Below are 21815 nucleotides of genomic sequence, written 5' to 3' on the forward strand. Positions count from 1 at the left end.
TGCTGATGGCCTCATCGGGGGCAAGCCCCCCCACATTTTGATTTGCGAACACATTCAAATGTGGGAGCTGGCTTGCCTGCGATGAGGTCGGTACAGGCGCTGAAGATCAACGCTCGTGCAACGCCTCGGCCCGCGCCTTGATGATCGGCTTGAGCAGGTAGCTGAGGATGCTTTTCTTGCCGGTGATGATGTCCACCGAGGCAACCATGCCCGGGATGATCAGCAACGGCTTCTCATCGGTGCCCAAGTGGCTGCGGTCGGTACGCAGGGTGATCATGTAGTAAGTGGTCTTCTTGTCTTCATCGGTGATGGTGTCGGCACCGATGCGTTCGAGCTTGGCCTTCAGCCCGCCGTAGACGGTGTAGTCATAGGCGGTGAACTTGACCACCGCTTCTTGCCCCGGGTGCAGGAAAGCGATGTCTTGTGGGCGGATCTTGGCTTCCACCAGCAGGGTGTCGTTCAGCGGTACGATTTCGACCATGTCGCTGCCCGGCTGGATCACGCCGCCGACCGTGTTGACCAATAGTTGCTTGACGATCCCGCGCACCGGCGAGGTGACCAGGGTACGGCTGACCCGGTCGTCCAACGCGCGGCCCGTGGACTCGGCCTTGTTCAGTTCAGTGCGAGCCTCGTTGAGCTGGGTCAGGGCTTCACTGCGGAACTTGCCACGGGTTTCGTCGATCTTGCGCTGCACTTCCTTGATCGCCGATTCGGCGCGGGGGATTGCCAGGGTGGTGGCGTCCAGTTGGCCACGGGTTTCCATTTCGGCACGCTTGAGGCGCAACACTTCCACCGGCGATACCGCGCCCTGAGCCACCAGTGGCTCGGACATGTTGATTTCCTGGCGCTGCAGAGACAACTGGCTGCGGTACTGGCCCTGCTTGGAGGTGAACTCGCGCAGTTCCTGCTGGCGCTGTACCAGTTGCTCCTGCAGGCCGCCGACTTCGTCTTTCAGCTGCTGGCGTCGGCTCTCATACAAGGAGCGCTCGTTGGCAGCCTGGCTCGGCGCGGCCTTGAGTACGTCGTCGGGGATGTTCAGTGGGCGATCATCCACCTGCGCACTCAAGCGTTCGACACGCAGTTGCATGGCCAGGCGCAAGGCTTCGGTTTCTCCGGCGTTGGAAACGAACCGAGTGTCGTCGAGGCGAATCAGCGGCGCGCCGGCTTCTACGATCTGGCCTTCCTTGACGTACAGCTCGGCAACGATACCGCCTTCCAGGTTCTGGATTTTCTGCAATTTGGACGATGGAATTGCCTTGCCGTCGCCACGGGTCACTTCGTCGATCTCGGAGAAACCCGCCCAAACCACCAGGAACACGAAAAACCCGATAATCGCCCAGATGGTCAGGCGAATGACGCGCGGGGCATCTTCGATCAGCGCTTTGTTGACCTCGGGCAGGGGCTGGCCCTGCAGCGAGTCGGTGCCTTTGAAATAGCGGCCGACCGCACTCTTGATGGACTTAAGCAACACTGATCTGCCCCTTCTTCAACGCTTCCATGACCACGGCTTTCGGGCCGTCCGCGAGAATCTGCCCACGGTCGACCACCAGCAGGCGGTCCACCAGCGAGAGCAGTGAGGCTCGGTGCGTGACCAGCACCACGGTCTTGTTTTGCACCACGGCTTGCAGGCGTTGTTTCAAGCGTTCTTCACCGGTGTTGTCCATGGCGCTGGTGGGTTCGTCCAGCAGCAGGATGGGCGGGTTGAGCAACAGCGCGCGGGCCAGGGCGACGTTCTGACGCTGGCCGCCGGAGAGGTTCTGACCACGCTCGCCCACTTGCAACTCGTAGCCCTGGGGGTGCAGACGGGCGAATTCATGTACACCGGCCAGCTCGGCGGCTTGCAGGACCATTTCGTCCTCGACGTAGCGCGCACCGCTGACCAGGTTGTCGCGCAGGGTGCCAGCGAGCAATTGGATATCCTGGGCGACGTAGCCAATGTTGTGGCGCAGCTCGCTGACGTCGATCTGGCGCACGTCCACGCCGTCCACCAGCAGGGCGCCGGAGTCGGGCTGGTACAGGCCAACGATCAATTTGGCCAGGGAGCTTTTGCCCGAGCCGCTGCGACCAATGATGCCGATTTTTTCCCCGGGCTTGATCACCAGGTTGATGTTCTTCAGCGCCAGGTTCTGCTGGTTGGGGTAGGTGAAGTTCAGGCCCCGGCATTCGATGGCGCCTTGCAGGGTGCGGCGGCTCATGGGGCGCTCTTCGAAATTGCGCTCTTGAGGCAGCTCCATCATCTGGTCCACCGAGGTCATGGTGACCTTGGCTTGCTGGTAGCGCGTGAGCAGGCCCGACAGCGAAGCCAGCGGGCTCAAGGCGCGGCCACTGAGCATGTAGCAGGCAATCAGGCCGCCCATGCTCAGGTTGCCGTCGATGATCTGGTACACGCCGAACACGATCATGATCACACCGGCCAATTGCTGGATCAGCAGGGTCATGTTCATCGACAGGCCCGACAGCAACTTCACCCGCAGCTCAAGCCGGCTCAGGGTGCCGATGGTCTGTTCCCAGCCATACTGGCGCTCGCTCTCGGCATTGTTGACCTTGACCGCATCGAGCCCGGCGAGGGTTTCGATCAGGCTCGACTGGCGTTCAGCGGCCAGGGCCATGGTGCGTTCCATGGTGGCCACCAAGGGCTTTTGCAGGGCGTAGCCGATGCCCAGGGCAAGCGGAAACGCCAGCACCGGGATCCACACCAGGTGCCCGCCGAGGATGGCGATCACCATAAAGATCAGCAGCGTGAACGGCAGGTCGATCAGGCTGGTGAGGGTCAGCGACGCGAGAAAATCGCGCAGGCTTTGAAACTCATGGATGTTCTGGGCGAAGCTGCCGACCCGCGCCGGGCGGTACTTCATGGACATGCCGACGATGCGTTCGAACAGCGTGGCCGAGATGATCAGGTCGGTTTTTTTACCGGCCAGGTCCAGGCACAGGCTGCGCAGGCTTTTGAGGATCAGGTCGAACAGGTATGCACCACAGATGCCCACGGCCAACACCCACAGGGTGGCGGTGGCCTGGTTCGGTACGACGCGGTCGTACACGTTCATCACGAACAGCGGCGCGGCCATGGCGATGATGTTGATCAGGAAGCTGGCGGCGATGGCGTCGGTGTAGAGCCAGCGCGAACGCATGAGGGTGTCACGGAACCACGAACGCGCCCGTGGAATCAGGCTGCCGTGGTTGACGTCGAATTTGTGTTGCGGCTGGGCGAAGAAGACCTTGCCGATGTAGTCGTCGGCCAATGCCTCGCGCTTGATCAGCACTTCACCGCCGTCGCTTTCGCTGAGCAGCACCCGCGCCTCATCATCGCCCTGCCAACCCACCAGCACGGTACTGCGCCCGTCCTTGAGCAACAGCAGGGCCGGCAATGCAATCGTCGGGATCTGTTCCAGCTTGCGTTGCAACAGTCGGCCCTGCAGCCCGGCCCGCGCAGCAGCACGCGGCAGCAGTTCAGCACTCAAGCGTTGCGAGGGCAGCGGCAGGCCAGTGGTGAGCATGGCCGCGCTGGCAGGCTTCTGGTGCAGTGCGCAGAGCGCCAGCAACCCGTCGAGCAACGGGTCGTCGTGCAAAGCGCGTGGATCATGACTGAGATGAACTCGACCGATTTCAGATTCCACGCGGTGCACTCTCGACTAACAGATGGGGCTATTGGGGTGGCTCAATTCATCCCAGGCAGTTGGACTTTAGGTTTCACGTCGTTCTGCACGACGGAGGCCATCGGTGCGACCACTCCCTGGCTCTTGAGCAATTCGCCCATGGTCGCCTTGATTCGGTACTGAGTAAATAACTGAATGTTCTTGATTTCTTCCAGGCGGCGGGAAGCGGTGAACAATTCATTCTCGCTGTCCAGCAAATCCAACAGGGTACGTTGGCCAAGGCTGAACTGCTGCTGGTAGGACGTGCGTACGCGGGTGCTGTGATCCACATACTGCTGGGCGACCGGCAATTGCGCGTTGGCGTTGTTCAAGGCGTTCCAAGCCAAGCCTAGCTCTTCATTGAGTTGGCGCAAGGCGTTGTTGCGAATATCCAGGGCCTGGTTGGCCTGGTAGGACTTCGATTGCAGGTCAGCCTTGTTGCTGCCACCGGCAAACAGATTGAAGCGCATGCGCACCATGGCTTCCCAGCCGTTGCTGTGGTTGGGATCACCGGAGACGTTGTTGTCGGCGTTGGTGCCAAGCTCAGCATCAAAGCGCGGGTAGAAGGTGGACTTGGCGGCTTCGTACTGCTTCTCGGCGGCGGAGATATCCGACTCAGCCGAGCGCAGGACCGGGCTGTTGTCGAGCATCTGGCGACGGGCTTCATTCAGGTCCGCCGGCAGCATGGCCATGAACGGGGCCGGGCGCTCGAGTTGGTCTGGCATCTGGCCTACGGCGCTGAGGTAGTTGACCTGTGCGTCGGCCAGGTTGGTTTGCTCGGTGATCAAGTTGTTGCGGGCCTGGGCCAGGCGCGCTTCGGCCTGGTCCTGGTCGGCACCGTTGCCGACGCCGCGCTCCGTGCGCAACTTGATCTGGTCGTAGATGCGCTCGTGGTTGCGCAGGTTGTCTTCGGCCAGACGCACGAACTCACGGCGGGTCAATACTTCCAGGTAAACCTGGGCAACGGTCAGCGCTGTGCGTTCGGAAGTACCGAGCAAGGAGTAAGCGCGGGAATTAACGTTGGCTTGTTGACGCCCGACTTCGCTGGAGGTAGCGAAACCGTCAAAAATCATTTGTTGCAGGCGCAGGCTGGATTCACCGCGGTTGAGCGTGTCCCAGTGATTGCCGCTGGGGTTGTTGGCGCGGGTAGTGGCGTTGTCAGTCCCTTGACGACCGTAACCGGCGTTCAGGTCGACACGCGGCAGATAACCGCCTTGAGCAGCGCGCAATTGGTAATCGGCGGCGATACGGCTGTTTACACCCGCCTGGATTTCCGGGTGTACATCCAATGCCTGCTGCATGGCTTGGGGCAGTGTCTGGGCTTGTACGAAACTGGCGGCGAGAACGAACGGTATTGCCTTGAACAGGTGCAGACGCATTAAAAAATTCCCCAGGACTTCTTGTCTCAAATCACAGCGATGAGTACCGCTGCGTCGGATAATGGCTACCGTAATGACCGTACGTCGGAAAGTTCAAAAAGCGGAACTGCTTCACACATGTAGGACGGTTCGCCGCATAAATATCAATGTGACATTACAGAGGCGATTGTTTAGGATGGCGACCATAAGGTCAATACTTTGGCACAAACTAGATCGCTAAAAAATCTAGCCAAATATTTGACGTCAATACATATATAGACTACGCCCTCCCAATTGGCAGCGCTAATAGCGCGCTGCGAAATGGAATTTGTCGAAACGGATCGCCGGAGAAAATTTTAATGAGCAGTGTTGTTGCCATCGTCAAAAGCATTGTTGGTCAAGTTTTCGTTATTTCTCCGGAAGGAACACGTCGCGTCCTTGTAGAAGGTGACCGCCTGTTTGCAGGCGACCAGATCGACACAGGCATGTCGGGCGCAGTCAGCCTGGAACTCGCCGACGGCCGCATCCTGGACCTGGGCCGGGACACCCAGTGGAGCGCCGATATGCCGGACTCCACTGCCGATCTGGCCGCGGCCAGCGAACAAGCCGCGCCATCGGTTGCCGAGCTGCAACAAGCCATCGCCGCCGGCGCCGACCCGACCACCGAACTGGAAGCCACCGCCGCAGGCGCAAACGCTACCGGTAATGGTGCCGCCGGGGGTGGCCACAGCTTTGTGGTGCTGGACGCGACCGCCGGCCGTGTCGACCCGACCATCGGCTTCCCCACCGCGCCTATCGGCCAAGGCACTTCGGCACTCAACGCCCTGAGCGGAGCGCCAGGCTCGGCGGACTCGGGCAACCAGGTGCTGCAGCCTTCGACCCTGACCCTGAGCGCGACGCCAACCATCACCGAAGCGGGCGGCGTGCTGACCTACACCGCCACCGTGACGCGGCCCTCCACCAGCGACCTGACCGTCACCTTGACCAATGGCGCGGTGATTACCATCCCGTCGGGCCAGTTGACCGGCACCGTCAATGTGCCTCTGGCCCCTAACGACAGCCCGTACATCGACCCGGGCCAGATCAGCGTCGGCGTTACCGGTACCACCGGCGGCGGCAACCTGGTATTGACCATCGACCCTAACCCGGCCGTAACGCAGATCACCGACACCATCGACACCACCACCGTCACGCTGACGGCGGGCAATACCGTGACGGAAGGCGGCCAGATCACCTACACCGCCACCCTGACCAACCCGGCGCAGACCCCGGTGAATGTCACCTTGAGCAATGGCTCGGTGATCACCATCAAGGCCGGTGAATCGACAGGTACCGTTGTGGTCGATACCCCGGCTAACGACGTCTATAACAATGGCTCGACCGTCAGCACCACCATTACCGGTGCAACCGGCGGCAACTTTGAAAGCCTGGTACCGAGCACTACGCCTGCGGTCACCACCATTACCGATTCGGTCGACACCACCACCGTTACCCTGACAGCTGACGGCAGCGTGACCGAAGGCGGCCAGATCACTTACACCGCCACCCTGACCAACCCGGCGCAAACCCCGGTGAATGTCACCTTGAGCAATGGCTCGGTGATCACCATCAAGGCTGGCGAGTCGACCGGCACCGTTGTGGTCGATACTCCGGCTAACGACGTCTACAACAACGGTTCGACCGTCAGCACCACCATTACCGGTGCAACCGGCGGCAACTTTGAAAGCCTGGTACCGAGCACTACGCCTGCGGTCACCACCATTACCGATTCGGTCGACACCACCACCGTTACCCTCACAGCCAACAGCAACGTGACCGAAGGCGGCCAGATCACCTACACCGCCACCTTGACCAACCCGGCTCAGACCCCGGTGAATGTCACCTTGAGCAATGGCTCGGTGATCACCATCAAGGCTGGTGAGTCGACAGGTACCGTTGTGGTCGATACTGCGGCCAACGACGTCTACAACAATGGCTCCACCGTCAGCACCACCATTACCGGCGCGACTGGCGGCAACTTCGAAAGCCTGGTACCGAGCACTACGCCTGCGGTCACCACCATTACCGATTCGGTCGACACCACCACCGTTACCCTCACAGCCAACAGCAACGTGACCGAAGGCGGCCAGATCACCTACACCGCTACCCTGACCAACCCGGCGCAGACCCCGGTGAACGTTACCTTGAGCAATGGCTCGGTGATCACCATCAAGGCTGGCGAGTCTGTCGGCAGCGTGGTCGTGGACACCGCGCCCAATGATGTCTACGTCAACGGCAGCACGGTCAGCACCACCATTACCAGCGCGACTGGCGGCAACTTTGAAAGCCTGGTGCCGAGCACAACTGCGGCAGTCACCACAATTACCGATTCGATCGACACAACTACCGTTACGCTGACTGCGCCGACCGAGGCGAATGAGGGCGGGCAGATTACGTACACCGCTACGCTTTCCAACAAGGCGGGCACTGACGTTACGTTGAAGTTGGATAATGGCTCGTTGATCACCATCAAAGCTGGCGATACCGTCGGCACTGTGACCGTGCCTGCGCCGACCGATGACGTGTTCATCGACAAGAGCACGCAGACCGTTCAAATCACCGAGGCCACGGGCGGCAACTTCGAGAAGTTGGAAGTTGCAGGCAACGGCGCCACTACTACGATCAACGACACCATCGACAAGGTGGACGTAGTTCTGACCGCCACCACCACCGTCGGCGAAGGCGGCAACATCGTCTACACCGCCAGCCTTGTGGATAAAAACGGCGCGCCGGTGACTAACATCACCAATCCGTTGACTGTCACTCTGGATAACGGTCAGACCATCACCATTGGTGTGAATCAATCCAGCGGTACTGTTACTACCGTAGCGCCGGATGATGTCTACAAAGGCGATCAGACCGTTACCACCGCCATCAGCGGCGTTACGGGCGGCGAGCACTTTGAAAACCTGGTGCCGGGCACTACGGCGGTGAACACCACCGTTACCGATACCCCAGGTACCGATAACCCCACGACTGTTACGTTGACTGCGCCGAGTGCCGTTAACGAAGGTGGCCAGATCACCTACACCGCTACCTTGAGCAACAAGGCCGGTACTGACGTCACGTTGAAGTTGGATAACGGTTCGTCGATCACCATCAAGGCTGGGGACACTGTCGGCACCGTAACTGTGCCGGCGCCTACCGATGACGTGTTCATCGACAAGAGCACGCAGACCGTTCAAATCACCGAAACCACGGGCGGCAGCTTCGAAAAACTGGAAGTTGCAGGCAACGGTGCAACCACCACGATCAACGACACCATCGACAAGGTGGACGTAGTTCTGACTGCCACCACCTCCGTAGGTGAAGGCGGCAATATCGTTTACACCGCCAGCCTTGTGGATAAAAACGGCGCGCCGGTGACCAACATCACCAATCCGCTGACTGTCACCTTGGATAACGGCCAAACCATCACCATCGGTGTGAATCAGTCCAGCGGTACTGTTTCCGTCTTGGCACCGGATGATGTCTACAAGGGTGATCAAACCGTCACCACCGCCATCCAAGGCGTGACCGGTGGCGAGCACTTCGAGAACTTGGTACCTGGGACCGATAAAGTCACCACGACTGTCACTGACACTCCGGGCACCGATAACACCACGACCGTGACGCTGACAGCTCCGTCCGAAGCGAATGAAGGTGGCCAGATCACTTACACCGCCACGCTTTCCAATAAAGCGGGTACTGACGTCACTTTGAAGTTGGATAACGGCTCGTCGATCACTATCAAAGCGGGCGACACTGTCGGCACCGTGACTGTTCCGGCGCCTACCGATGATGTGTTTATCGATAAGAGCACCCAGACGGTCCAGATCACTGACGCTTCTGGCGGCAACTTCGAGAAGTTGGAAGTTGCGGGCAACGGCGCAACCACCACGATCAACGACACAATCGACAAGGTCGATGTGGTTCTGACCGCCACCACCACTGTTGGAGAAGGCGGCAATATCGTTTACACCGCCAGCCTTGTGGATAAAAACGGCGCGCCGGTGACTAACATCACCAATCCGCTGACCGTCACGCTGGATAACGGCGAGACCATCACCATTGGTGTGAATCAGTCGAGCGGCACCGTTACCACCGTAGCGCCGGATGATGTTTACAAAGGCGACCAAACCGTCACTACTGCTATCAGCGGCGTGACCGGCGGCGAGCACTTTGAAAATCTGATTCCAGGTACCGATAAAGTCACCACGACTGTCACTGACACTCCGGGCACCGATAACACCACCACTGTGACGCTGACTGCACCGTCTGAAGCAAATGAAGGTGGCCAGATCACCTATACCGCTACCTTGAGCAACAAGGCCGGTACTGACGTCACGTTGAAACTCGACAACGGCTCAAGCATTACCATCAAAGCTGGCGACACCGTTGGCACTGTGACCGTCCCTGCGCCTACCGATGACGTGTTCATCGATAAGAGCACCCAGACCGTCAAGATCACCGAGACCACTGGCGGCAACTTCGAAAAACTGGAAGTTGCGGGCAACGGCGCAACCACCACGATCAATGACACCATCGATAAAGTCGATGTAGTCCTGACCGCCACTACCACCGTCGGTGAAGGCGGCAACATCGTCTACACCGCCAGCCTTGTGGATAAAAACGGCGCACCAGTAACCAACATTACTAACCCATTGACTGTCACTTTGGACAATGGCGAGACCATTACCATTGGCGTGAATCAGTCGAGCGGCACTGTTTCGGTCTTGGCACCGGATGACGTCTACAAGGGCGACCAGACCGTCACCACTGCTATCAAGGGTGTGACCGGTGGGGAGCACTTCGAGAACTTGGTACCTGGGACCGATAAAGTCACCACGACGGTGACTGACACTCCGGGAACCGATAACACTACGACTGTAACGTTGACTGCGCCGAATACAGTGAACGAAGGTGGCCAGATCACCTATACAGCGACCTTGAGCAATAAGGCCGGTACCGACGTCACGCTGAAACTCGACAACGGCTCAAGCATCACTATCAAAGCTGGCGACACCGTCGGCACTGTGACCGTCCCTGCACCGACCGATGACGTGTTCATCGACAAGAGCACACAGACCGTCCAGATCACCGAAACCACGGGCGGCAACTTCGAAAAACTTGAAGTTGCAGGCAACGGTGCAACCACCACGATCAATGACACCATCGATAAAGTCGATGTAGTCCTGACCGCCACTACCACCGTCGGTGAAGGCGGCAACATCGTCTACACCGCCAGTCTTGTGGATAAGAACGGTGCGCCGGTGACTAACATCACCAACCCGTTGACCGTCACTCTCGATAACGGCAAGACCATCACTATTGGCGTAAACCAGTCGAGCGGTAGCGTTTCGGTTCTAGCTCCTGATGATGTGTATAAGGGCGACCAAACCGTCACCACCGCTATCAAAGGTGTGACCGGTGGCGAGCATTTCGAGAACCTGGTCCCGGGCACTACGGCGGTGAACACCACCGTTACGGATACCCCAGGCACCGATAACACCACTACCGTGACACTGACCGCGCCTAACGCCGTTAACGAAGGCGGCCAGATCACGTACACCGCTACGCTTTCGAATAAAGCGGGCACTGACGTCACGTTGAAGTTGGATAACGGCTCGTCGATCACTATCAAAGCGGGCGACACTGTCGGCACCGTGACTGTTCCGGCGCCTACCGATGACGTGTTTATCGATAAGAGCACCCAGACGGTCCAGATCACTGACGCTTCTGGCGGCAACTTCGAGAAGTTGGAAGTTGCGGGCAACGGCGCAACCACCACGATCAACGACACAATCGACAAGGTCGATGTGGTTCTGACCGCCACCACCACTGTTGGAGAAGGCGGCAATATCGTTTACACCGCCAGCCTTGTGGATAAAAACGGCGCGCCGGTGACCAACATCACCAATCCGTTGACCGTCACGCTGGATAACGGCGAGACCATCACCATCGGAGTGAATCAGTCCAGCGGCACTGTTTCGATCTTGGCACCGGATGATGTCTACAAAGGTGATCAAACCGTCACCACCGCGATCAAGGGTGTGACCGGTGGCGAGCATTTCGAGAACCTGGTCCCGGGCACTACGGCGGTGAACACCACCGTTACGGATACACCGGGTACCGACAACACCACGACTGTTACGCTGACCGCGCCTAGCGCCGTTAACGAAGGCGGCCAGATCACGTACACCGCTACGCTTTCCAATAAAGCGGGTACTGACGTCACTTTGAAGTTGGATAACGGCTCGTCGATCACTATCAAATCGGGCGACACTGTTGGCACCGTGACCGTGCCTGCACCGACCGATGACGTGTTCATCGACAAGAGCACCCAGACCGTTCAAATCACCGAAACCACGGGCGGTAACTTCGAGAAGTTAGAAGTCGCAGGCAATGGTGCAACCACCACGATCAACGACACCATCGACAAGGTCGATGTGGTCCTGACCGCCACGACTACTGTGGGTGAAGGCGGCAACATCGTCTACACCGCAAGCCTTGTGGATAAGAACGGCGCCCCGGTGACTAACATCACCAACCCGCTGACCGTCACCCTGGACAACGGCGAGACCATCACCATCGGTGTGAATCAGTCGAGCGGCACTGTTTCGGTCTTGGCACCGGATGACGTCTACAAAGGCGATCAGACCGTCACCACCGCTATCAAGGGTGTGACCGGCGGCGAGCACTTTGAAAATCTGGTTCCAGGTACTACGTCAGTAAACACCACCGTTACGGACACACCGGGTACCGACAACACCACTACCGTGACGCTGACAGCTCCGTCCGAAGCGAACGAAGGTGGTCAAATTACGTACACCGCTACGCTTTCGAATAAAGCGGGCACTGACGTCACCTTGAAGTTGGATAACGGTTCGTCGATCACCATTAAAGCGGGCGACACCGTCGGCACTGTGACTGTGCCTGCGCCTACCGATGACGTGTTCATCGACAAGAGCACCCAGACCGTTCAAATCACCGAAACCACCGGCGGCAACTTCGAAAAACTGGAAGTTGCGGGCAACGGCGCCACCACCACGATCAACGACACCATCGACAAGGTCGATGTGGTCCTGACCGCTACCACTACCGTCGGTGAAGGCGGCAATATCGTCTACACCGCCAGTCTTGTGGATAAGAACGGTGCACCGGTGACTAACATCACCAATCCGCTGACTGTCACTTTGGATAACGGCCAGAGCATCACTATTGGTGTGAACCAAAGCAGCGGTTCTATCTCGGTTTTGGCACCGGATGACGTGTATAAGGGCGACCAGACCGTCACTACCGCCATTACTGGTGTCACTGGCGGTGAGCACTTCGAGAACCTGGTCCCGGGCACTACGGCGGTGAACACTACCGTTACGGATACACCGGGTACCGACAACACTACGACTGTAACGTTGACTGCGCCGAGTGCTGTCAACGAAGGTGGCCAAATCACCTATACCGCTACCTTGAGCAACAAGGCCGGTACCGACGTCACGTTGAAACTCGACAACGGCTCGTCGATCACCATCAAAGCGGGCGACACCGTCGGCACCGTGACCGTCCCTGCGCCTACCGATGACGTGTTCATCGACAAGAGCACGCAAACCGTTCAAATCACCGAAACCACGGGCGGCAACTTCGAGAAGTTGGAAGTCGCGGGCAGCGGCGCCACCACCACGATCAACGACACCATCGACAAGGTGGACGTAGTTCTGACCGCTACCACTACCGTCGGTGAAGGCGGCAATATCGTCTACACCGCCAGCCTTGTGGATAAAAACGGCGCGCCGGTGACCAACATCACCAACCCGCTGACCGTGACCTTGGATAACGGTAAAACCATCACCATCGGCGTGAACGAATCGAGCGCTAGCGTTTCGGTTATTGCTCCTGATGATGTGTACAAAGGCGATCAAACCGTCACCACCGCCATCAAAGGCGTCACTGGCGGCGAGCACTTCGAGAACTTGGTGCCTGGCACTACGGCAGTGAACACCACTGTCACCGATACCCCCGGTACCGACAACACAACGACTGTCACGCTGACTGCCCCAAGTGTCGTTAATGAAGGTGGCCAGATCACCTACACCGCGACCTTGAGCAACAAGGCCGGTACTGACGTCACGTTGAAGCTGGATAACGGTTCTTCGATTACCATCAAAGCTGGCGACACCGTCGGCACTGTGACTGTGCCTGCTCCTACCGATGACGTGTTTATCGATAAGAGCACTCAAACCGTCAAGATTACTGACGCTTCCGGCGGCAACTTCGAAAAACTCGAAGTGGCAGGCAACGGTGCAACGACCGCGATCAACGACACCATCGACAAAGTCGATGTGGTTCTGACGGCCACCACCACCGTTGGCGAAGGCGGCAATATCGTCTACACCGCCAGCCTTGTGGATAAAAACGGCGCGCCGGTGACCAACATCACCAACCCGCTGACCGTGACCTTGGATAACGGTAAAACCATCACCATCGGCGTGAACGAATCGAGCGCTAGCGTTTCGGTTATTGCTCCTGATGATGTGTACAAAGGCGATCAAACCGTCACCACCGCCATCAAAGGCGTCACTGGCGGCGAGCACTTCGAGAACTTGGTGCCTGGCACTACGGCAGTGAACACCACTGTCACCGATACCCCCGGTACCGACAACACAACGACTGTCACGCTGACTGCCCCAAGTGTCGTTAATGAAGGTGGCCAGATCACCTACACCGCGACCTTGAGCAATAAGGCCGGTACTGACGTCACATTGAAACTCGACAACGGCTCAAGCATCACCATCAAAGCTGGCGACACTGTCGGCACTGTGACCATTCCAGCACCTACCGATGACGTGTTCATCGATAAGAGCACCCAGACGGTCAAGATCACCGACGCTTCCGGCGGCAACTTCGAAAAGCTCGAAGTGGCAGGCAACGGCGCAACCACCACGATCAACGACACCATCGACAAGGTCGATGTGGTCCTGACCGCCACCACCACCGTCGGTGAAGGCGGCAATATCGTTTACACCGCAAGCCTTGTGGATAAGAACGGCGCCCCGGTGACTAACATCACCAACCCGCTGACCGTCACCCTGGACAACGGCGAGACCATCACCATCGGTGTGAATCAGTCGAGCGGCACTGTTTCGGTCTTGGCACCGGATGACGTCTACAAAGGCGATCAAACCGTCACCACAGCTATCAAAGGCGTCACTGGCGGCGAGCACTTCGAGAACCTGGTCCCGGGCACTACGGCGGTGAACACTACCGTTACGGATACACCGGGTACCGACAACACAACGACTGTCACGCTGACTGCCCCAAGTGTCGTTAATGAAGGTGGCCAGATCACCTACACCGCGACCTTGAGCAATAAGGCCGGTACTGACGTCACGTTGAAACTCGACAACGGCTCAAGCATCACCATCAAAGCTGGCGACACTGTCGGCACTGTGACCATTCCAGCACCTACCGATGACGTGTTCATCGATAAGAGCACCCAGACGGTCAAGATCACCGACGCTTCCGGCGGCAACTTCGAAAAAGCTCGAAGTGGCAGGCAACGGCGCAACCACCACGATCAACGACACCATCGACAAGGTCGATGTGGTCCTGACCGCCACCACCACCGTCGGTGAAGGCGGCAATATCGTTTACACCGCAAGCCTTGTGGATAAGAACGGCGCCCCGGTGACTAACATCACCAACCCGCTGACCGTCACCCTGGACAACGGCGAGACCATCACCATCGGTGTGAATCAGTCGAGCGGCACTGTTTCGGTCTTGGCACCGGATGACGTCTACAAAGGCGATCAAACCGTCACCACCGCTATCAAAGGCGTCACTGGCGGCGAGCACTTCGAGAACCTGGTCCCGGGCACTACGGCGGTGAACACTACCGTTACGGATACACCGGGTACCGACAACACTACGACTGTAACGTTGACTGCGCCGAGTGCTGTCAACGAAGGTGGCCAAATCACCTATACCGCTACCTTGAGCAACAAGGCCGGTACCGACGTCACGTTGAAACTCGACAACGGCTCGTCGATCACCATCAAAGCGGGCGACACCGTCGGCACCGTGACCGTCCCTGCGCCTACCGATGACGTGTTCATCGATAAGAGCACCCAGACCGTCAAGATCACCGAAACCACGGGCGGCAACTTCGAGAAGTTGGAAGTTGCAGGCAATGGTGCGACCACCACGATCAACGACACCATCGACAAGGTGGACGTAGTTCTGACCGCCACCACCACCGTCGGTGAAGGCGGCAACATCGTCTACACCGCCAGCCTTGTGGATAAAAACGGCGCGCCGGTGACCAACATCACCAACCCGCTGACCGTGACCTTGGATAACGGTAAAACCATCACCATCGGCGTGAACGAATCGAGCGCTAGCGTTTCGGTTATTGCTCCTGATGATGTGTACAAAGGCGATCAAACCGTCACCACCGCCATCAAAGGCGTCACTGGCGGCGAGCACTTCGAGAACTTGGTGCCTGGCACTACGGCAGTGAACACCACTGTCACCGATACCCCCGGTACCGACAACACAACGACTGTCACGCTGACTGCCCCAAGTGTCGTTAATGAAGGTGGCCAGATCACCTACACCGCGACCTTGAGCAATAAGGCCGGTACTGACGTCACATTGAAACTCGACAACGGCTCAAGCATCACCATCAAAGCTGGCGACACTGTCGGCACTGTGACCATTCCAGCACCTACCGATGACGTGTTCATCGATAAGAGCACCCAGACGGTCAAGATCACCGACGCTTCCGGCGGCAACTTCGAAAAACTGGAAGTTGCAGGCAATGGCGCAACCACCACCATCAACGACACCATCGATAAAGTCGACGTGGTTCTGACCGCCACGACTACCGTGGGCGAAGGCGGCAATATCGTCTACACCGCCAGCCTGGTGGATAAAAACGGTGCGCCGGTGACCAACATCACCAACCCGCTCACCGTGACATTGGATAACGGCAAAACCATCACTATCGGTGTTAACGAATCGAGCGCTAGCGTTTCGGTTATTGCTCCTGATGATGTGTACAAAGGCGACCAGACTGTCACCACCGCGATCAAGGGTGTGACGGGCGGCGAGCATTTTGAAAACCTGGTACCGGGCACTGCGGCGGTAAACACCACCGTCACCGATACCCCCGGCACTGACAACACCACGACTGTCACACTGACTGCACCAAGTGCTGTCAACGAAGGTGGTCAAATTACGTACACCGCCACGCTTTCCAACAAAGCGGGCACTGACGTTACCTTGAAGTTGGATAACGGCTCGTCGATCACCATCAAAGCGGGCGACACCGTCGGCACCGTGACTGTGCCTGCTCCTACCGATGACGTGTTTATCGATAAGAGCACGCAGACGGTCAAGATTACTGACGCTTCCGGCGGCAACTTCGAAAAACTCGAAGTCGCAGGCAACGGCGCAACCACCACCATCAACGACACCATCGACAAAGTTGATGTGGTCCTGACCGCCACCACCACTGTTGGCGAAGGCGGCAATATCGTTTACACCGCCAGCCTTGTGGATAAGAACGGCGCGCCGGTGACCAACATCACCAACCCGCTGACCGTGACTTTGGACAATGGCAAGACCATCACCATTGGTGTGAATGAAACCAGCGGCACTGTTTCGGTTCTTGCTCCTGATGACGTGTACAAAGGCGATCAAACCGTCACCACCGCCATCAAAGGCGTCACTGGCGGCGAGCACTTCGAGAACTTGGTGCCTGGCACTACGGCAGTGAACACCACCGTCACGGACACACCGAGTACCGACAACACGACTACTGTCACGCTGACTGCGCCGAATGCAGTGAACGAAGGTGGCCAGATCACCTACACCGCTACCTTGAGCAACAAGGCCGGTACTGACGTCACGCTGAAACTCGACAACGGCTCAAGCATTACCATCAAGGCTGGCGACACCGTCGGCACCGTGACCGTCCCTGCACCTACCGATGACGTGTTCATCGATAAGAGCACCCAGACCGTCAAGATCACCGAGACCACTGGCGGCAACTTCGAAAAACTCGAAGTCGTAGGCAACGGCGCAACGACCACGATCAACGACACCATCGATAAAGTCGATGTAGTCCTGACCGCCACGACTACCGTGGGCGAAGGCGGCAACATCGTCTACACCGCCAGCCTTGTGGATAAGAACGGCGCGCCGGTGACCAACATCACCAACCCATTGATCGTCACCCTCGATAACGGCAAGACCATCACCATCGGCGTGAATCAGTCGAGCGGCTCCATTACCACCGTAGCGCCTAACGACGTCTACAAAGGCGACCAGACCGTCACAACCGCCATCAAAGGCGTGACCGGCGGCGAGCATTTCGAAAACCTGGTCCCTGGCACTACCGCAGTAAATACCACCGTCACCGACACGCCGGGCACCACCGACCTGACCACCGTCACCCTGACCGCCCCGACGGCTGTCAACGAAGGCGGCCAGATCACTTACACCGCTACCTTGAACAACAAGGCCGGCAGCGACATGGTGGTCCAGCTCGATAACGGTTCGAGCATCACCATCAAGCAAGGCGCGACCGTGGGCACGGTGACCGTCCCTGCGCCGACTGATGATGTGTTCATCGACAAGAGCACCCAGACCGTCAACATCACCGGCACTACCGGCGGCAATTTCGAGGGTGTGAGCATCACACCGGGCGGCGCCACGACTACCATCAACGACACCATCGACGACGTGACTGTGGTGCTCAAAGCCACTGGTTCTGTCAGCGAAGGCGGGCAGATCGTGTACACCGCGTCCCTGGTCGACAAGAACGGCGTGGCGGTGAACAACGTTGGCTCAGACCTGGTCGTCAAGCTGGATAACGGCTCGACCATTACCATCGGCAATGGCAAGTCCACCAGCTTCACCACCGCCACAGCACCTAACGATGCGTATGTCGGCGCCAATGACGTCACCACCAAAATCACGGGTGTGGTCAGCGGTGGCGACAAGTACGAACACTTGATCGTCGACGGCAGCACCGTGGTCACCAAAGTGACCGATGTGGTCAGCAACACCACCATCAGCATTACCGGCGATGCGTCGGTGACTGAAGGCGGTACGGCGCACTACACGCTGACCCTGAGCAACCCGCCGCAAACCGACGTGACCGTGACGCTCAAGTACAGCGGCACCGCTACCGACGGTTCGGACTTCAATGGCGTGTACACCGTGAAGATCCCGGCAGGCTCCAGCAGCGTACCGTTTGATATCCGCACGCTCGACGACAAGATCACCGAGCCGACGGAAAATATCGTCATCACCATCGACAAGACCACTGGCGGCAACTTCGAAAACCTGGTGGTCGGCAATGGCAGTGTTACCACCAACATCATCGACAATGATGCGCCGCCGGTCATCGACCTGGATGCCAACAACTCCAGCGGCGCCAGCGGTGCGGACTTCAAGACCACCTTCACCGAAGGCGGCACCGGTGTGTCAATTGCTGACACTGACATCAAGATCACCGACCCGGACAGCACCCAACTGACCGGCGCCACCGTGGTATTGACCAACAGCCAGCCAGGCGACTCGCTGAACTTCAGCGGCGTGACAGGCATCAACGTGACCCCGACCACCGACCCTGTGACCGGTAAAATCACCTTGACCCTGACCGGCACGGCGTCGCTGGCCGACTACATGCAGCAGATCAAGAACATCACGTTCACCAACAACAGCCACGACCCAAGCACCACGCCACGCACCATTACCGTGAGCGTGACCGATGGCGGCAACTACTCCAACGTTGCCACCACCACCGTCAACGTGGTGGCGGTCAATGATGCGCCGGTGGCGACTGGCGGTGCCGTAACCGGCACTGAAGACACCGCGCTGGCCCTGACCTGGGCCAACTTCGGCGTGACCGATGTGGACTCGCCGCAAGCCAGCCTGGGGGTGAAAATCACCGAGCTGCCAGTCGCCGGCAAATTGCAGTTCCTGGCAGCGGATGGCAGTACCTGGACCAACGTGACCAACGGCCAGACCTTCACCAAGGCCCAGATCGACGGCGGCCAGTTGCGCTTTATGCCTAACGCCAACGAATCCGGTGCCGATGGTTACGGCGGCACCGGTGTGGGCAACAAGCAAGCGGACTACGCACAGTTCAAGTTCCAGCCAACCGATGGCAAGGACCTGGGCACCAGCGCCACGGTGAAAGTCGATATCACGCCGGTAGCCGACGCGCCGACCCTGAGCGTGGCAGACAACAACGTTGCCTCCACCGGCCTGGTCAAACAGGGCTGGAACAGCATTGCCGGCCTCGGCAACAACGGCAACGGCGCTGCACCGGACGTGCTGAAAAAAGCCATCGATAACGCGGGCACGCCGAACAACACCTCGGTGGTGACCAACGTCGAATCTGTCGACAACGTCACCGCCGGCTCTGGTTCCAAGATTTCCGGCCTGATCTACATGGAAGCGGGCAAGAGCTACACCTTCAGCGGCATCGCCGATGACAGCGTGGTGGTCAACGTTGGCGGTAAAGACGTGGCCAGCGGCTTGTGGGGCACCAACAGCGGCAAGTTCAGCGGCTCGTTCACGCCAACCACCACCGGTTACTACAGCCTTGAGATCTACCAGGCCAACCAAGCGGGGCCTGGCAGCTTTGACGTCAACCTGTCGATCAACGGCGGGGCGGTGCAGAACCTGAGCACCAGCACCGTGCCGTTGTACACCGGCCTTACCGACCTGACCAACGCCGGCGTCACCGTGTCCGACCTGCATGGCAGCAACGGTGACGGTTACTACGTGGGCTACAAGCTCAACGAAGGCCAGGAAAACGGCACGGTCAAACTGTCCAAAGTCACCACCGCACTGACCGATACCGACGGCTCGGAAACCTTGAGCGTGAAGGTCAGTGGCATTCCGGCAGGTTCGGTACTCACCGATGCGTCGGGCCACACCTTTACCGCAAGTAAGACCGTGGGTGAAGTCAACGTCACCGGCTGGGACCTGAACACGCTGAGCATCAAGCCGCCGACCTACTACAGCGGCCAGTTCAACCTGACGGTCACCTCGACCTCCACCGAAAGCATTGGTGGTTCGGCGACTACCACCGCGCAATTGCCAGTCACGGTGCACCCGGCAACCTACAACCCGGTAACCGGCACTTCGGGCAGCGACACCATCAATGGCAGCGATGGCAACGACATCGTCGTGGCCGACGTCGCCGGCCTGAACGTGGTGCAGGGCAAGAACTACAACATCGCGTTCATGATCGATACGTCGGGCAGTATGGGCGCGAACTCGATAGCGGCGGCGAAAGCCTCGCTGACCACCACGTTCAACTCGCTGAAAAACAGTATCGGCTCCAGCACCTCTGGCACGGTGAACATCTTCCTGGCTGACTTCAGTGACCAGGTCAATCGCACGGTCACAGTCAACCTGAAAGACCCAGGTGCGTTGGATTCGCTGCAGAAAGTCCTGGATTCCATGGTATCTACCGGCGGGACCAACTACGAAGACGTGTTCAAGGCCGCGTCCAACTTCTTCAAAAGTGCCCAGGCGACTGGCAACACAGACGCAATCAACACAACGTACTTCATCACCGATGGTCAACCGACGTTTTACCAGGCGGCCGAGCAGACCAACCCGTACTTGTACGGCAACGTCAGGCTTGATGATGTCGTCACCATGAACAACTACACCATAGGTACCGCCACCCGGATCAACATCGACTCGAGTCATTTAATTGATATCGACTCTGCTGGCAAGGTAACCCTGTGGACCAACAACTGGTGGGGCTGGACGCAGTCCAACCCTGGAACAATCCATGCCCAAGGGGATGGCACCTATGAAATATCCGTACAAGGCGGCCTCGGGTACGATACCGACTACTCCACCACCCTCAACTCCAACAGCGCGTTCGCACTGCTCAAAGGCCTGTCCACAGGTGGTGTAGAAGCCATCGGCCTCAACAGCGGGGTCAGCTTGAACCAGCTGGCTCCGTACGACAGCGATGGCAAGCCGCAAGCCAACATCGATCCGAAGGACCTGGCCAACGCGATCCTCGGCCACACCGAGGCGACGTTGCCTGGCGCAGACACCGTCATCGGGGGCGATGGCAACGACATCCTGTTCGGCGACCTGGTGAGCTTCAGCGGGATCAACGGTGAGGGCTACAACGCACTGCAGGCATTTGTGGCGCAGAAGACCGGCGTGACCGTCTCTTCGGTGACCGCCTCTAACGTTCACCAGTACGTTACCGAGCATTACGTGGACTTCGACGTCTCCGGCGCCAAGGACGCCAACGACACGCTGCTGGGCGGCGCTGGCGATGACATCCTGTTCGGCCAGGGCGGCAACGACCTGCTGGACGGCGGCAAAGGCAATGACATCCTGTTGGGCGGCACCGGCAACGACACGCTGATCGGCGGCCAGGGCAACGACATCCTGATTGGTGGTTCGGGTGCCGACACCTTTGTGTGGAAGGCGGGTGACATCGGCAACGATGTGATCAAGGACTTCAAGGCCTCGGAAGGCGACCGCATTGATCTGCGTGATTTGTTGAAAGGTGAGACTGACAGCACCATCGACAACTACCTGAAGATCACCACGGTAGATGGCGTGTCGACCCTGCAAGTCAGCAGCGAAGGCAAGCTCAACGCCGCCGGTGGCCTGGCCAATGCCGATGTGACCATCAAGCTGGAAGGCAATGATTGGTCCCATGTCAGCATCAACTCGCTGATCACTGGCGCCGACCCTACCATCAAGATCGACCATAGCTAAGATGCAATGGATCGGCCGCCTTCCC

At 58.5% G+C, this 21815-nt stretch carries 5 protein-coding genes; 2 read left to right on the forward strand and 3 right to left on the reverse strand.

The genetic code is table 11. The features are described from left to right. Positions 1 to 106: 106 nt before the first annotated feature. From QMK52_RS06475 to QMK52_RS06485, 3 genes are read right to left on the reverse strand one after another with little or no spacing between them, the layout of a single operon-like run. Positions 107 to 1471 (reverse strand): HlyD family type I secretion periplasmic adaptor subunit, encoded by a 1365-nt coding sequence (locus tag QMK52_RS06475; protein WP_005783540.1) that lies wholly within the window; start codon positions 1469 to 1471, stop codon positions 107 to 109. Continuing rightward, positions 1461 to 3617 carry a type I secretion system permease/ATPase gene (locus QMK52_RS06480; RefSeq protein ID WP_005783538.1) on the reverse strand — a complete coding sequence of 719 codons (2157 nt, stop codon included), beginning with the start codon at positions 3615 to 3617 and terminating at the stop codon, positions 1461 to 1463. The genes QMK52_RS06475 and QMK52_RS06480 overlap by 11 nt, the downstream gene beginning before the upstream one ends. A 41-nt stretch (positions 3618 to 3658) precedes the next feature. Continuing rightward, entirely contained in the window at positions 3659 to 5014 is a 1356-nt protein-coding gene (locus tag QMK52_RS06485; RefSeq protein WP_005783536.1) for a TolC family outer membrane protein, read from the reverse strand. A 338-nt stretch (positions 5015 to 5352) separates the two neighbouring features. On the opposite strand from QMK52_RS06485, the gene QMK52_RS27330 reads away from it, so the two are divergent. Together QMK52_RS27330 and QMK52_RS27335 are read left to right on the forward strand one after the other, a co-directional pair. Further along, the gene (locus tag QMK52_RS27330; protein WP_413817831.1) at positions 5353 to 14643 is read left to right on the forward strand and encodes a retention module-containing protein; all 9291 of its coding nucleotides are present in this window, start codon (positions 5353 to 5355) and stop codon (positions 14641 to 14643) included. Then, a complete protein-coding gene (locus QMK52_RS27335) occupies positions 14558 to 21790 on the forward strand; it encodes an immunoglobulin-like domain-containing protein (protein ID WP_413817832.1) in 7233 nt (2410 codons plus the stop codon). The genes QMK52_RS27330 and QMK52_RS27335 overlap by 86 nt, the downstream gene beginning before the upstream one ends. Positions 21791 to 21815: the final 25 nt, after the last annotated feature.

The organism is Pseudomonas sp. P9_2 (genome assembly GCF_034008255.1).
GTDB lineage: Bacteria > Pseudomonadota > Gammaproteobacteria > Pseudomonadales > Pseudomonadaceae > Aquipseudomonas > Aquipseudomonas synxantha_A.

Coding starts and splice junctions, on each gene's coding strand:
- QMK52_RS06485 (WP_005783536.1), bottom strand. CDS start 5,014: ATGCGTCTGCACCTGTTCAAGGCAATACCGTTCGTTCTCGCCGCCAGT.
- QMK52_RS27330 (WP_413817831.1), top strand. CDS start 5,353: ATGAGCAGTGTTGTTGCCATCGTCAAAAGCATTGTTGGTCAAGTTTTC.